Below are 13,420 nucleotides of genomic sequence, written 5' to 3'. Positions count from 1 at the left end.
CCGGATGTTCGAAGGGTTCGAGACCGCGCAGTTCGATGTCGGTGACGCTTCCGTCTTCGTCCGCTTCGGTGGACAGGGGCCGGCCGTGGTGCTGCTGCACGGGCACCCCCGTACGTCGGCCACCTGGCACCAGGTCGCTCCGCTGCTCGTACAAGCCGGTCACACGGTGGTCTGCCCGGACCTGAGGGGTTACGGACGTTCCAAGGGGCCACGCTTCACGGCGGATCACGTCGGCTATTCCAAGCGGGCGGTCGCCGAGGACGTAGTGGCCGTGATGCGCCGCCTCGGACATCGTCGGTTCTCAGTCGTCGGTCACGACCGTGGCGGCAGCGTCGCTCTGCGTCTCGTACTGGACCATCCCGAAGCCGTCTCCCGGGTGGTGTTCGCGGACTGTCTGCCGCTGACGGAACATCTCTCCCGCGTCAACGCCGAGTTCGCCACCCAGTGGTGGCACTGGTTCTTCTTCGCACAACCGGACATCCCCGAGCGCGTCATCACCGCCGACCCCGACAGTTGGTACCGCGGTGACCCCGCGGTCATGGGAGAGGAGAACCACGCCGAGTGGCGGCAGGCCACACGCAATCCCGACGTGGTGCGAGGCATGCTCGAGGACTATCGGGCCGGCCTCACGGTCGACCGGCGGCACGAGGAGGCCGACCGTGCCGCCGGCACCCGCATCGCCTGTCCCGCGCTGGTCCTCTGGTCCCTCAAGGACGACTTGGAGGAGCTGTACGGAGATCCTCGTACGATCTGGCGCCGGTGGGCCGACGACGTGCGCGGACACGGCATCGACTCCGGGCACCACGTCGCCGAGGAGGCCCCCGCCGCATTGGCCTCCGCGCTCACCGACTTCCTCTCGGCAGGCTCGGACCGCGAGTGACCGCGAGTGGCCACGAGTGACCGCGGCTCATGGAGCACACCGCGAAAAGCGAGCCTGCCGGTACCTCAAGCCGCCGTGGCGACGCCGATGCCGATGGCGATGAAGAGCCAGCCGGTCGTCAGCTCCCAGCGGTGGCGGATCTTCGGGCTGGTGAGGAACGGCCGCAGCCGCGCGGCGACGGCGACCAGGGCGAACCAGTAGGCGACACCGATGACGATGTCCAGGGTGCCGAGGAAGAAGATCTGCCGCGAGGTCGAGCCGCCGTCGTCGACGAACTGGGGCAGGATGCTCAGGAAGAACAGTGCGGCCTTGGGGTTGAGCACGTTGGTCAGGAAGCCCTGGGTGAAGCCGGACCGCCACCGGGTGTCAACCGGCCGCCCCTTCGCAGGAGTTCGCGGGGCGGTACCGTCCTCCAAAGCATCGGCCGCAACCCGCCCCGCGGCCCGCGCGCGGGCGGCCCGCCGCGCGGCCAGCACGGCCCGGATGCCCAGGTATACGAGGTAGGCCGCGCCCAGCAGCCTGATGGCGTCGTAGACCACCGGAGAGCGGGCGGCGATGAGGGACAGGCCGACCGCGGCGGCGAGCATGTGCACGCACAGCCCGGCCTGGGCTCCCAGCGCCGCCGCCCGCCCCTTGGCGGGATGCTCGGTGGCCGACCTCACCACCACGAGGAAGTCAGGGCCCGGCACCACATACGCCACCATGACGACACCGAGGAAGCCGACGAGGTCGACCGACATACGATTCCCCTTCCGCTGGACCCGCTGCCGGTTCTTCGCCGGTTCCATGGCCGGTACCCGTAATGGTCTGGAACAGGCAGCGCCGGGCGCGGCGACGACTTCGCTCAGCGGTCCTGCGCGAGCGCGTACAGCTCGCCCAGCAGGCTCCCCTCCGTCGCGACGAGCTCGTCGAAGGTGCCTTGTTCGCGGATGGCACCCCGGTCGAGGACGATCACGCGGTCGGCCATCCGTACGTTGTCCAGTCGGTGCGTGACCACCACGGTGATCCGGCCGGGGGCCGTGGCCCGCAGTTCCCGGAAGATCGTGTGCTCGCCGCGGGCGTCCATCTCACTGGTCGGCTCGTCCAGGACGAGCACGGCGGGTTCGCGGTACATCGCCCTCGCACACGCGAGCCGTTGCCACTGACCGCCGGAGAGCTCGTGGCCGCCCCACACCGAGCGGGCGAGGAGCGTGTCGAGTCCATCGGGCAGTTCACGCAGGGCACCGGTCATGCCGACCCGTTCCGCCACGTCCCAGATCCGGTCGTCGCCGTGTTCGCGGGGCTGGCCCAGGGTGATGTTCTCGCGGGCGGCGAGCGGCCAGTGCCCGTTCTGCTGCGGCACCAGGCCCACGTGCCGCCAGACCGATTCGGCGTCGGCGGTGGCCAGATCGGTGTCGTCCCACAGCACCCTGCCGTCGGTGGGCACGGTCAGCCCGGTGAGCATGCGGATCAGCGTCGACTTGCCCGCGCCATTCTCCCCGACCAGTGCGACGACCTCGCCGCGCCGCAGGGTGAGGGTGATCGGCCGTACGGCCGCGGTGTCCTTGCTCGGGTAGCGGTACGAGGCGCCTTCCAGGCGGATCCGTTCCGGAGGCCCGGCCTGCGCGGTGCCGCGGGTCGTGGCCATGGCGCGGACCTCGTCGATGAACTCGTAGTAGTCGGAGAGGTAGAGGCCGTGGTGGAACATCACCGTGCTGTATCTGATGATCGAGTTCAGGGCGCGTCCGGCGGTCTGGGAGGCGACGACGGCGGTTCCCGCGATCGCCGTCGACATGGCTCCGGCGAGGACGAGCGCGGCCAGCGACGCCCACATGCCGAGGGTGAACAGGCCGCCGAGGGACGCGGCCAGCAGGGTGATCAGCAGGTAGGGGCGGGCGCCCGCGAGCTCGCGGCCTTCCACGCGGTCGCACATGGACCGGTACCAGAAGTGCAGATAGCCGCGCATCGTGTTGGCCCGCAGCTCGTCGGCGAGCTCGGCCGTGGTGAGCCACCAGCGCATCATGCCGCGCACGTTGCGGGCGGAGACCGTCCGGTCGTGGACCCGGTAGTCGACCCGCGCGGCGATCACTCCGCCCAGGCCCCGGGGGACGACGGACAGCAGCAGCACTCCGAGGAGCAGCGGATGCAGGGAGGTGAGGACCGTCGCCGCGGACACCAGTTGGACGAGTCCGTTGGTGAGGGTCTTGGCGTCGTCGGCCAGGTCGACGGCGCGCAGCGCGCCGATCTCCGCCGCCTTGCTCCGTTCGCCGAAGCCCTCCGCGTCGTAGGCGGCGAGTTCGGCGCGCATGTACAGGTCGACCAGGGTGAGGTCCGCGGCCGAGGCGATCTTCGGGTTCAGGCGCCGGGTCGCCCAGTCCGCGAGGATCCACATCGCCGCGCCGGTGGCCATCGCCACGACGGCGACGGCGAGAGCGGGCCACGCGCGCGTGAGGCCCTCGCGGGGGTCGGGGACCATCAGCTGCGGCAGGGCCCTGGCCACGGCGGCGAGCATCACTCCCGTGCCGACGCCGGACAGGAGCTGGCACCCGACGACCGTCACCGTCATGCGGCGGTCGACCGTCCAGGCGAGCCGGGCCGTCTGCGCCAGTGCCGCGGGGATGCGGCGGGCCATGTCCCACAGGGTGGCGTCGTCCATCGCGCCCCGGTGCTTGCGTCCGTTGTAGTCGAGCTCCGGCGGCGCGGACGGCCGCGGGACTTCGCCGCGGGCCGCGGGGACGGTCACGGACCCGTGTGGTGTCATCCCCTCGTGCGGTGTCGTCCCCTCGTGTGGTGTCGTCATGCGGACACCACCGCCGGGAGCCGGTCGTACGGGAGCCGGTCGTACTGGTGCGTCATGCTCCCCACCCCGATGACGGCCGTGATGCCGAGGCGAACAGGGCGCGACGGACGTCGACCGGCCGCCGGAAAGCGGTGGCCTCGACGGCCTGAGCGGGAGGATTTTCGAACACGGGAGGCAGGGCGGTCAGCATGCGGACGGGATTCACGGATTCTCCTCGGTGGTGGGAAACGGACCGAACACCGCTACAACGTCGCTGATCACAGGGCCGATACGGGCGGCCTCGGGCGACTGGTCGAGCGGGAGTTCGAGGCCGGGCAGGTGGAGCGCGTACGCAAGGGCAGGTGCTTGGGCCACCCGTCCGTTCGATTCACTCTTCCGGGTACGGCGGCGTGGTCCCGGCCCCCGGCGGCGGGGGGCAGCGTTAAGTCACACCAGTGCCATGGCGCGACGCGGGGCCCAACGGTGGGGATGATGGAGGCCCGTCCATCGACCTCGGAACGGTACAGAGATGAACAGCTCCAAGACGCCCACGAGCGAGCACGTAGCCAGCAGCTCGGTGTTCGGCGCGCCCTGCTGGGTCAACCTGACCACGCGCGACCTGCGGTCCGCGGAGCGGTTCTACCACGCCGTCCTTGGCTGGGACTGGCGCACCGGCAAGCTGGGTGACGAGTACCGGTTCGCCCATGTGGGCGAGCTGCCGGTGGCCGGGGTGTCCGTGGTGGAGGCCATGGGGCAGACGGCCGTCGCATGGACGCCCTTCTTCGCCGCGTCCAACGCGAACGAGACCGTCGCCCGCAGCCAGGAGCGCGGCGGGACGACCGCCGTGGGGCCCATCTCGTTCCCTCCGGGGCGGGCGGCGCTGCTGGCCGACCGCGACGGAGCGGTCTTCGGCGTCTGGGAGGGCGAGCTGGTCGCCAACTGGGAGGAGTGGCGCCGGGCGGCGCCGGTCTTCGTGGAGCTCCACACCCGGAACGCCTTCGACGCGGCCATCTTCTACGCGGAGGTCCTCGGCTGGGCGTCCACGGTCGCGGGCTGCTGCGAAGTGGACTACGAGGACGAGAAGGTGGTGCTGCGCAGCCAGGGCGACGTCGTGGCCCGCATCCATTCGGGCGCGGTGGAGGCCGCGCCCGATCCCTCGATCCGGCCGCGCTGGCAGATCCACTTCACGGTCGCCGACGTGGCGGCGTGCGCCCGTGCCGCGGAGGCCAACGGCGGCAGTGTCGTCCAGGGGGAGACGGGCCCGGACGAGGCCATCCTGTGCGATCCCGACGGGGCACGCTTCGTGGTGCGCGCACATCAGTAGTCAGAGTGACTCGCATCAGTGGTCACAGTGAGACGACCGCGCAGGCCGCCAGGAGCGTCGCGGCGGCGAGGCTGCCCCAGAGGGCGGCGGCCGGGTAAGCCCCCTTCGGGTGCGTCTGGAGTCCGTCGCTAGGCTCCGGTCCCATGACCAGTGATCTGGGGTTCACCTGCGCGTGCTGCGGGGCCCACCACCCTGAGCTGCCCATGAACTATACGGCTGAGGCCCCCGCCGTATGGGATCCAGCCTTCGCCGACGCCGACGACTGCTTGCTCTCTACGGACCAGTGCGTGGTCCGCGGGCAGCACTACTTCGTCAAGGGCCTGATCGAGATACCGGTCATCGACAGTGGGGAGGTGTTCTCCTGGGGTGTCTGGGTCTCGCTCAGCCGAGAGAGCTTCTCCCGGGCCTCGGATCTGTGGGACAGGCCCGGCCGAGAGGCCGAGAAGCCGTACTTCGGCTGGCTCACCACCGATCTTCCGGTGTACCCGACGACGACCCTCAACCTGAAGACGCACGTCCATACCCGCCCGGTCGGCGAGCGCCCCTTCATCGAGCTGGAGCCCACCGACCACCCCCTCGCCATCGAGCAGCACACGGGAATCAGCCAGGAGCGCGTGCGGGAGATCGCGTCGGCCGTGTACCACGCCGGAGATGGACTGAGTGATACGCGACCCTCGTGAAGATGCCGAGTTGCTGGCCCTGGTTCGGCGGTATGTCACGCCCGAGCGGCGTTATCAGAAGCTCGGCGGCAGCTTGCTGCGGATGAGAAGTCCTGAGTACGAGCGATTCATGCGAGATCTCCGTGAGGACGCGGGGCTCATCACCCCGGATGAGATCACGACGCTTCTTGAGGGCGGTTGGAGAGAACGGAGAACCGCGGCTTGGCTCGTGGCTGTCTCCCGCCGGACCGAGTTCCGTGAGCGCCTCGGGGAACTTCTGCTGGCCAGCGAGGTCTGCTGCGTCGGACTGGCCTACAGCGTGGCCCTGGCCAGTTTCGGAACGGCGCGCGACGCTGATCTGCTCGCCGCCTACTTGGATCGCTACCTGCGCCGCCCTGATCTCGCATACGACCAGCCCGTCGTCATGGGCGCTCTTCAGTTCATCAATCTGAACCTTGGAAATGGTCAAGCCGACCGCTTCCGAGAACCGGGCGGCCTGTGGCAGCAGTGGCTCCGGGATGCACCGCACGTGAAGGACGAAGTGGACCCCACGCCCTCCTTCTTGAGCCTCATTCGTCGGCTTTGCGCATTCATCGACGAATGCGCAGAGGCGCTATGACCGCCCCGGCTCCCCCACTCGCTCGCTCACAGCAGGTGCTGGTTCGGGGATTTGGCGGCGTCCGCGTACTCGGAGAGTTCGATGACGGTGATGCCCGCGGACTCCAGGCCCTCGGAGTTGAGCGAAAGCGTGTCAGGTGTGAGCGTGTCGGGCTTTCGCCAGCCGACGACCACCCGACGGATGCCCGCCTCGCGGATCAACTGGGTGCAGGAACGCGGCCCGGAGGTGCGCTCGGTGCACGGTTCGAGGGAGCTGTAGAGGGTTGCCCCGGACAGCCGGGGGTCGTTCGGGGCGAGTTGGGCGAGAGCGCCTTCCTCGGCGTGGTCGTCCGTGTCGCGCAGGCGGGAGTGGGCACGGGCGAGCTCGGTGCCGTCGTCGGCGACGATGACCGCGCCGGCGGAGAACGCCGTGGTCGAGGGCGGGCTCTGCGTGGCGAGTTGGCAGGCCACGGCGAGCCAGGCCCGGTCGGCGGTGGTCGGCTCGGTGCCGGGTCCCGGCTGTCCGCAGACTTCGGGAGACTTGGAGGATTGGGGAGGTTCGGGATAGTTCGGGGGTTCGCGGGGTTCGCGGGGTTTGCGGGGTTCGGTCACAGGGTGCTCGTCTCCTTGGGTGCGTACCGCTAGGGGTACCACGTCACCGGAGTCCGGAACCTGTCTCCGGGCCTCGGGCCGCACACCCGGAGACGAGTTCCCGGAGACGAGTTCCCGATGACGGGCTCCCGCAAATGGCGCCTCAGGGCCGTCGCGTGTGGCGTGCCGTGCCGTCCGGATCCGGGTCCACCCGCTGGATGCGGGCGCGCTCCACGACCCTCGGTCCCACCTCCGCGGCCTTGCGGATCAGCGCGGGCCCGTCCCAGTCCGTGGGCCAGCCGCGCCACAGCCGCAGCTTGCCGTCCACGACGACCGCGGTGATCTGGTCGCGGTCGGCCAGCCGGACCAGTTCCCACGACAGGTCGTAGGACGGGGTGAGTTCGGGCACTTGGAGGTCGACGAGCAGGAAGTCGGCGGCTTTGCCGACGGAGATCTCGCCCGTCACCTTGCCGAGTCCGACGGCGTCGGCGCTCAGGGTCGTGGCGTGGGTGAGCCATGTGCGGCCCGCACCGCACGAGGAGTCGCCGGTCTGCAAGCCATGGCTCAGGCGCTGGGCGCTCTCCGCGGCGTCGATGAGCCGGAAGCCGCTGCCGCGGGTCCCGTCGGTGCCGGTGCCGAAGCGGATGCCCATGGCCCGCCACATCAAGGCGTGCGCGACGCCGTTTCCCTTCCAGGCGCTGGCGACCGGGTTGTAGCTGACCGCGGCGCCGGTGTCGGCGAGCATGCGCATCTCGTCGGGGGTGAGCAGGGTGGCGTGGGCGCCGAGGATGTGCGCGTTGAGTGCGCCGATGTGGTGCAGGTGGGCCACCGGGCGGCGGCCCACGCTCTTGAGGGAGCGTTCGACGGAGGCCAGGTGTTCGTTTACGTGGATCTGGAGGACCGCGTCGGCGTCCGCGCACAGGTCGGCGGTCCTCTTCAGGACCTCCGTGGTCGCGTCCTCGGGGACGGGTATCGCCAGTGAGGGGTGGATCAATCGGGAGCTCTGGAAGCGCTCCAGGTGTTCCTTGCCGCCCTTTCCGCCGGAGACGACTTTCGACAGCACGCAGCGCAGCCCGGCCTCCTCGGCGGCCTCTGCGATGACGCCCACGTCGACGGGCGCGCGGGTGCCGGCGTCGGCGGCGGTGGTGAATCCGCCGCGCAGCGCCTCCAACGCCGCTAGTTTCGCCGAGAGGTGGGCGGTCTCCTCGTCCAGGGCGCGTTCCAGCGGCTCCCAGACCGTCTTGAAGATCTCCGACGGCTGCCCGAACGCCTGGGCCTTGCCGAAGCTCTGCGTCAGGTGGTGGTGGGCGTCCACGAAGCCCGGCATGAGCAGGTGGCCCTTCAGCCGCACGGTACGGGCGTCCCGGTGCGCGTCGGTGAGCTTGCGGACCGGTCCGACGGCCTTGAAGGTGCCGTCCTGGACCAGCACCGCGCGGTCTCTGACCGGCCCTTCCGGCAGCAGGACCACGTCCGGTACGAGCAGCAGGCGCTTGCCGCGGAAGTCCCGCGGGCCGAAGGTGCCGTCACCGTCGCGTCCGACGGCGGACGCCGGTCCCGCCCCGGCGGCGCCGAGCAGACCGCCGGTCCCCACCAGCCCGGCCCCGACGACGAAGCCGCGACGTCCCACGCCGCGTGTCGCACCGCCCTCACGGTCCCCCTCCGGCCGCCCGTCACCCGACGCCCCGTCCTGCCACGCCTGTTGCACCACCGCACACTCCTTCGTGTCCCCACAGGAAAGCCCCGACCGCGCGCGGGCAGCCGGGGGCGCCGACCCTAAGCGAGTCCACAGGACGGAACAAGAGTTTCGACACATGGAACCGGAGGGCGGGGTTCGGTCGGACCGGGCAGCGGCTCGTCTCGTCGGCGCCGACGCGGCAGCGGGGTGGCGCAACGGGTCCGCGCTCCCCGCCGCGCCGCACGTCACAGGCGTCGCCGCAGGTCAGGGCAGGTGGCGTAACTTCCCGGAAACGTCGGCGGCCTAGGTTTCGCGGGTACCGCCCGGGCGTCGAGGCGTACGAGCCAGGTTCTCGGCGTATGAGCCAGGCGCTCGGCGTACGCCCCTCCAGCCCCGGCCCCGAACGTGCAGCGGAGGTCCCGTGAACGCCTCTCCCCCACAGTCCGCCGAGCCCCGACCGGCGCCGGAGAGCCCACGGCGGAGCCGGGCGGACCGGGCCCGGCAGGTCGCCGAAGTGCTGCGCCGTCAGATCGCATCCGGGGCCTTCGCCTCGGGCGTGCTGCCGGACGAGCGGATCCTGATCGCCGACTTCGCGGTGTCGCGCAACACCGTCCGCGAGGCGCTGGGTGTGCTCCGCGACGAAGGCGTCGTCGAGCGGCGTCAGGGCGTGGGGACGGTGATCGTGCGGCGGCCCTACGAGCACACGTTGGAGCGGCTGACCGGCCTGGCCGAGACGCTGGGCACGCACGGCGAGGTGACCAACCAGGTGCGGGTCGCGGGCCTGGTGCGCCCGCCCGGCGAGGTGGCACGCAAGCTGCACGTCCCCGAGGGCGGGCAGGTGGTCCACATCGAACGGCTGCGGCTGCTGGACGGCGCGCCGCTCTCCCTCGACCTGACCTACCTGGCCGCGGACATCGGGGAGCCGCTGCTCACCGCCGACCTGGCGGGCCGGGACCTGTTCGGACTCATCGAGGAGTCCACCGGCGGCCGGCTCGGCTCGGCGAGCGTCACCGTGCACGCGGTGGGCGGTGACCCACACACGTGCGCGTTGCTGGACATCCCGGCGGGCTCGGCGCTGTTCACCGTGGAACGGCTGACCAGGATGCCGGACGGGCGCCCGGTGGACCTGGAGTTCCTGCGCATCCGCGGCGACCGGCTGGCGTTCCGCGCCGAACTGGTACGCGCCGAACTCGTCCGCGCCGCACCGGAACCGCACACCGGCCCTGCCCCGTCACCGGCAGGAGGCGGACGGTGAGCCCCGACCCCGAGACCACCGGCAGGACGGCCCCCGGTCCCCGGCACCCCTCGGACAAGGCGGCCTCCGCGACGGACATGGCGGCCTCCGCGACGGACGAGGCGGTCTCCGCGACGGACAACGCGGCCTACGCGACCGAGGCCCGCGCAGCTCAGGGCCCCGGCCCGCTGACCGTCGCCGCGCTGTGCCTGTGCGTCACCTTGGTGGTGGGCATGGTCTCCGCGGTCAACCTCGCCGTCCCCGCGCTCTCGCGCAGCGCCCTGCGCCCGTCGGCCGAGGCGGTGATGTGGGTGGTCGACGGCTATGTGGTGTTCTTCGCCTGCCTGCTCATTCCGGGCGGCGCGCTCGCCGACCGGCTCGGCCGGAAGCGGGTGCTGGCGGCGGGCATGGGTCTGTTCACCGCCGGGTGCGTCCTGTGCGCCGTGGCGCCGGGCATCGGCACGGTGATCGCGGGCCGGGTGGTCAGCGGCGTGGGCGCCGCCGCCGTGCTGCCGACGACGCTGGCCCTGATGGTGGGCGCCGCTCCCGCGCACCGCCGGCCGCGCCTGGTGGCGGTGTGGGCGTCGATGACGGGCCTGGCGGCCGTGCTCGGCAACGTCGGTGGCGGTGCGGCGCTGCAACTCGGTTCGTGGCGGGCGTTGTTCTGGTGCGTGGTGCCGTTGTCGCTGGTGTCGCTTGCCCTGGTGGTGGCGTTCGCACCGGCGCCGCCGCGGCACGACCGGCCGGTGTCGATGGTGTCCGCGGTCCTGCTGCCGGCGGGGTTCCTCGCCCTGCTGTGGGGCATCGTCTCCGGCCCGCAGGCCGGTTGGGGCAGTCCGCGGGTGCTGGGCGGCTTCGGTGCGGCGGTGGCGCTGCTGGCGGCCTGGACCGCCCGGGACCTGCGCCGGGTGCATCCGATGCTCGACCCACGGCTGTTCGCCGTGCCGGTGGTGCGGGCGGGGGCGGTCGGCATGGCGCTGGTGTTCTTCGGGATGTTCGGCCTGTTCTTCGTCAACGGGCAGTATTTGCAGTACGCCAAGGGTTACTCCCCGCTCGGGGCGGGGGTGCGGCTACTCCCGATGGCGGCTGCGCTGCTGCTCGCGCCCCGCTGCGCGGCGGCCCTGGAGCGGCGCGCCGGTCCACGGGTGACGCTCGGATCGGGTCTCGCCGTGCTGGCCGCCGGCCTGTGCACGGTCTCGCTGGTCGGCCCGAGCACCCCATATCCCGTGTACGCGCTCGGGGCGACGCTCACCGCGGCCGGATGCGGCCTGGCGACGCCACTGCTGTCGTACGGCATGATGTCCGCGCTGCCGGCGCACCGGGCCGGGGTCGGCTCGGGATTGCAGAGCCTGGCGCGGGAGTTGGGCAGCGCGCTGGGCGTCGCGGTCAGCGGCAGTGTGGTGACCGGGGTGTTCACCGCGGGCCTCCCGGCGCCGCTGCGCGGGCCCGGCGCGCCGACGACCGTCCCCGCCGCCGAACACCGCCTGGCCGCCGAGGGGTTGGCCTCATCCGACCTGCGGCACGCCGTCGTCGCGGACTTCACCACCTCCCTCGACACCGCGATGCGCGTGCTGGCCGCCGTGGTGGTGACGGTCGGGGCGCTGGTGATCGCCTGGTACCCGCGCCGCAGGCCCCGCGCGCCGGACGGGCGGGAAGGCCACAGGGCGTGCACGCCCCGGTGAGCGACGGCGCGTTCACACCCCGGTGGGCGACAGGGCGTTCACACCCCGGTGAGCCAGTCGGCGGCCGCCGGGGACTTCCCGCCGACCGCGTCCCGGTAGGCGTCGCGCAGCGCCTCGGTGACCGGTCCGTGACCCTGCGTCGTGGTGCGCCGATCGTCGACGGACTCGACGGGCACGATCCCGATGGCGGTCCCGGTCAGGAAGATCTCGTCGGCGGTGTACGCCTCGGCGTGCGCCAAGGGTCGTTCGACGGTGGGGATGCCTGCGTCGGCGGCCAGTTCGAGCACGGTGGAGCGGGTGATGCCGGGGAGTATGCCCTGCTCCACCGGAGGGGTGTGCAGTACGCCGGAGCTGACGAGGAAGACGTTGGCGGCGGAGCTCTCGGAGATGTGTCCGGAGGCGGTCAGCAGCAAGGCGTCGTCGTAACCGGCCCTGACCGCCGCGATTTTGGCGAGTGAGGAGTTGAGGTACGCGCCCGTGGCCTTCGCCAGCGGAGGGATGGTGTCCTGGTGGTTGCGCCGCCAACTACTCGTCATGAGGCGCCAGTTGTGGTTCGGCTGCTCCTGCCACGCCCAGGCGGCGATGGTCACGCGGACCGCGGACAGGTCGAGGGCGACGCCCATGCTGCCGTATCCGAGGTAGACGAGGGGGCGGACATAGCGTGGCCCGGGGCCGCCCGCGCTGATCAGCTCCGTGGTGGCGTCGATCAGTTCGTCGTCGGTGTACGGGATGTCCATCAGATAGACGCGGGCCGAGCGCCGGAGCCTGGCGAGGTGGTCGCGGAGTCGGAAGACCGCTCGGCCGTCCGCGGTCTCGTGCGCCCTGATGCCTTCGTAGACCGCCCATCCGTAGTGCAGGGACTGGGTCAGCACATGGACTCGTGCGTCGTCCCAGGGGACGAGTCGGCCGTCCATCCAGATGTATTCGGCCGGGGACAGTGCGGTCATGGTGTCCTCCTTCGGGCGCCAGGAGGCGCGGGGGCCGCGATGCGGTGCCGCTGTGCCAGCGCGTACAGCGCGCGTGCCGTGTCCGGGTCCAGGGGGATGCCGTCCCGGGCCGCGGTGGCCTCATGGTCGCGCTCCGGGTCTCCGGGGCAGAGCACCGGCTCGGAGCCCGCGGCCGGTGCCCCGCGCGTGGTGTGCACGAGGTCGCGCAGCCGCCCGTCGAAGGCGCTCCGCCCGCCGAAAGCGGCCGGATCCAGGCAGAGCAGGAAGTGCGCCACCTCGCGTCCTTTGCCGGGCGTCGCCTGCTCCATGTGGTCGAGCTCCCAGTCCAGCGGGGCATCGGCGAGGACCGCGGTCATCAGGGTCACCAGCATGCCCAGGCCCTGGCCCTTGTGTCCGGCGCCGAGCGGGGACAGGGCCGCCACCTCGGCGGCGTCCCGGGTGCCGCGGCCGTCCGCGTCCGTCGCCCAGCCGGGGTCGAGGGGCATGCCGCGGCGCCCCCGTTCCCGTATCTCTCCGAGACACACCTCGCTGGTGGCCATGTCGAGAGCGAACTCGGTGTCGCCCCGGCCCGCCGCGACGCTGACCGGATTGGTGCCGAACAGCGGGCCCCGCCCGTTGTAGGGGGCCACCCGCGACGATGCGGACGTCATGGCCCAGCCGACCATCCCGGCCCCGGCCATGGCGCGGCTGTAGACGGAGGCGGCCCCGAAGTGGTTGGAGTTGCGCACGACGACTGCCGCGACCCCGTGCTCGGCCGAGCGCCGCACCGCCTCCCGTACGCCCGCGGTCCCGGCGACGACCCCCAGTGCGGCGTCGGCGTCGATGAGCACTGTCGGGCCGGTCTCCCTGACCGTACGGATCTTCGGCGTGGGGTTGGCGATGCCCCGTCCGATGTCGTCGAGGTAGCGGGGCAGCAGCCGCAGTCCATGGGTGCTGATGCCGCGCATCGAGGTTTCCACGAGCGCGTCGGCGACGACGGCGCGGGACTCGGCGTCGAGGCCGTGTGCGGCCAGGGCGGCGACTACGATCCTGCGGGCGGTGCCGGCATCGATGCGGTACGTCAACGGTCCTCT

14 protein-coding genes are annotated in these 13,420 nt (G+C 71.7%); 6 read left to right on the top strand and 8 right to left on the bottom strand.

Going from position 1 to position 13,420, the window contains the following annotated elements:
* Positions 1 to 4 precede the first annotated feature (4 nt).
* Positions 5 to 880, top strand: coding sequence for an alpha/beta fold hydrolase (locus ACZ4Z4_RS36635; protein ID WP_468337732.1), 876 nt, complete (start codon positions 5 to 7; stop codon positions 878 to 880).
* Between the two features lie 65 nt (positions 881 to 945).
* Here the strand turns inward: ACZ4Z4_RS36635 and ACZ4Z4_RS36630 are convergent, their stop codons facing one another.
* The 3 genes from ACZ4Z4_RS36630 to ACZ4Z4_RS36620 form a co-directional block, all read right to left on the bottom strand.
* Positions 946 to 1,620, bottom strand: a complete 675-nt coding sequence (locus ACZ4Z4_RS36630) for a LysE family translocator (protein WP_468337610.1) — start codon at positions 1,618 to 1,620, stop codon at positions 946 to 948.
* A 104-nt stretch (positions 1,621 to 1,724) separates the two neighbouring features.
* Positions 1,725 to 3,659 carry an ATP-binding cassette domain-containing protein gene (locus tag ACZ4Z4_RS36625; RefSeq protein ID WP_468337607.1) on the bottom strand — a complete coding sequence of 645 codons (1,935 nt, stop codon included), beginning with the start codon at positions 3,657 to 3,659 and terminating at the stop codon, positions 1,725 to 1,727.
* Between the two features lie 201 nt (positions 3,660 to 3,860).
* On the bottom strand, positions 3,861 to 4,013 hold the full coding sequence (locus tag ACZ4Z4_RS36620) for a hypothetical protein (RefSeq protein WP_468337604.1): 153 nt from the start codon (positions 4,011 to 4,013) through the stop codon (positions 3,861 to 3,863).
* A 154-nt stretch (positions 4,014 to 4,167) separates the two neighbouring features.
* Between ACZ4Z4_RS36620 and ACZ4Z4_RS36615 the strand changes: the two genes are divergently transcribed.
* The gene (locus ACZ4Z4_RS36615; protein ID WP_468337601.1) at positions 4,168 to 4,962 is read left to right on the top strand and encodes a VOC family protein; all 795 of its coding nucleotides are present in this window, start codon (positions 4,168 to 4,170) and stop codon (positions 4,960 to 4,962) included.
* Between the two features lie 22 nt (positions 4,963 to 4,984).
* On the opposite strand, the gene ACZ4Z4_RS36610 is transcribed toward ACZ4Z4_RS36615, so the two are convergent.
* On the bottom strand, positions 4,985 to 5,107 hold the full coding sequence (locus tag ACZ4Z4_RS36610) for a hypothetical protein (protein ID WP_468337598.1): 123 nt from the start codon (positions 5,105 to 5,107) through the stop codon (positions 4,985 to 4,987).
* A 58-nt stretch (positions 5,108 to 5,165) separates the two neighbouring features.
* Between ACZ4Z4_RS36610 and ACZ4Z4_RS36605 the strand changes: the two genes are divergently transcribed.
* Positions 5,166 to 5,642 (top strand): DUF2199 domain-containing protein, encoded by a 477-nt coding sequence (locus ACZ4Z4_RS36605; protein WP_468337595.1) that lies wholly within the window; start codon positions 5,166 to 5,168, stop codon positions 5,640 to 5,642.
* Complete coding sequence (locus ACZ4Z4_RS36600; RefSeq protein ID WP_468337592.1) at positions 5,623 to 6,240, top strand: DUF6000 family protein; 618 nt, start codon at positions 5,623 to 5,625, stop codon at positions 6,238 to 6,240. Before ACZ4Z4_RS36605 ends, ACZ4Z4_RS36600 begins: the two co-directional genes overlap by 20 nt.
* 26 nt (positions 6,241 to 6,266) lie before the next feature.
* Here the strand turns inward: ACZ4Z4_RS36600 and ACZ4Z4_RS36595 are convergent, their stop codons facing one another.
* Together ACZ4Z4_RS36595 and ACZ4Z4_RS36590 are read right to left on the bottom strand one after the other, a co-directional pair.
* Positions 6,267 to 6,830: a cytidine/deoxycytidylate deaminase family protein gene (locus tag ACZ4Z4_RS36595; protein WP_468337589.1), complete on the bottom strand. Its 564-nt coding sequence runs from the start codon at positions 6,828 to 6,830 to the stop codon at positions 6,267 to 6,269.
* A 142-nt stretch (positions 6,831 to 6,972) separates the two neighbouring features.
* Positions 6,973 to 8,517 carry an amidohydrolase family protein gene (locus ACZ4Z4_RS36590; RefSeq protein WP_468337586.1) on the bottom strand — a complete coding sequence of 515 codons (1,545 nt, stop codon included), beginning with the start codon at positions 8,515 to 8,517 and terminating at the stop codon, positions 6,973 to 6,975.
* 388 nt (positions 8,518 to 8,905) lie between these two features.
* Here ACZ4Z4_RS36590 and ACZ4Z4_RS36585 point away from each other — a divergent pair, with 388 nt between their 5' ends.
* Positions 8,906 to 9,739 (top strand): GntR family transcriptional regulator, encoded by an 834-nt coding sequence (locus ACZ4Z4_RS36585; RefSeq protein WP_468337583.1) that lies wholly within the window; start codon positions 8,906 to 8,908, stop codon positions 9,737 to 9,739.
* On the top strand, positions 9,736 to 11,400 hold the full coding sequence (locus tag ACZ4Z4_RS36580) for an MFS transporter (RefSeq protein ID WP_468337580.1): 1,665 nt from the start codon (positions 9,736 to 9,738) through the stop codon (positions 11,398 to 11,400). The genes ACZ4Z4_RS36585 and ACZ4Z4_RS36580 overlap by 4 nt, the downstream gene beginning before the upstream one ends.
* Before the next feature lie 38 nt (positions 11,401 to 11,438).
* Here ACZ4Z4_RS36580 and ACZ4Z4_RS36575 read toward each other — a convergent pair whose 3' ends face one another.
* Complete coding sequence (locus ACZ4Z4_RS36575) at positions 11,439 to 12,347, bottom strand: branched-chain amino acid transaminase (protein ID WP_468337577.1); 909 nt, start codon at positions 12,345 to 12,347, stop codon at positions 11,439 to 11,441.
* On the bottom strand, positions 12,344 to 13,411 hold the full coding sequence (locus ACZ4Z4_RS36570) for an Ldh family oxidoreductase (protein ID WP_468337574.1): 1,068 nt from the start codon (positions 13,409 to 13,411) through the stop codon (positions 12,344 to 12,346). The genes ACZ4Z4_RS36575 and ACZ4Z4_RS36570 overlap by 4 nt, the downstream gene beginning before the upstream one ends.
* Positions 13,412 to 13,420: the final 9 nt, after the last annotated feature.

This window comes from Streptomyces sp. NPDC030245, from assembly GCF_055572995.1.
Note: the sequence above shows the minus strand (reverse complement) of the source record. Positions and strands in the feature narration are given on the sequence as shown.

Bases quoted from the DNA above. Each gene is read 5' to 3' on its own strand.
- ACZ4Z4_RS36625 (WP_468337607.1), bottom strand. From the start codon at position 3,659: ATGACGACACCACACGAGGGGACGACACCGCACGAGGGGATGACACCA.
- ACZ4Z4_RS36605 (WP_468337595.1), top strand. From the start codon at position 5,166: ATGAACTATACGGCTGAGGCCCCCGCCGTATGGGATCCAGCCTTCGCC.
- ACZ4Z4_RS36610 (WP_468337598.1), bottom strand. From the start codon at position 5,107: ATGGGACCGGAGCCTAGCGACGGACTCCAGACGCACCCGAAGGGGGCT.
- ACZ4Z4_RS36615 (WP_468337601.1), top strand. From the start codon at position 4,168: ATGAACAGCTCCAAGACGCCCACGAGCGAGCACGTAGCCAGCAGCTCG.
- ACZ4Z4_RS36575 (WP_468337577.1), bottom strand. From the start codon at position 12,347: ATGACCGCACTGTCCCCGGCCGAATACATCTGGATGGACGGCCGACTC.
- ACZ4Z4_RS36630 (WP_468337610.1), bottom strand. From the start codon at position 1,620: ATGTCGGTCGACCTCGTCGGCTTCCTCGGTGTCGTCATGGTGGCGTAT.
- ACZ4Z4_RS36635 (WP_468337732.1), top strand. From the start codon at position 5: ATGTTCGAAGGGTTCGAGACCGCGCAGTTCGATGTCGGTGACGCTTCC.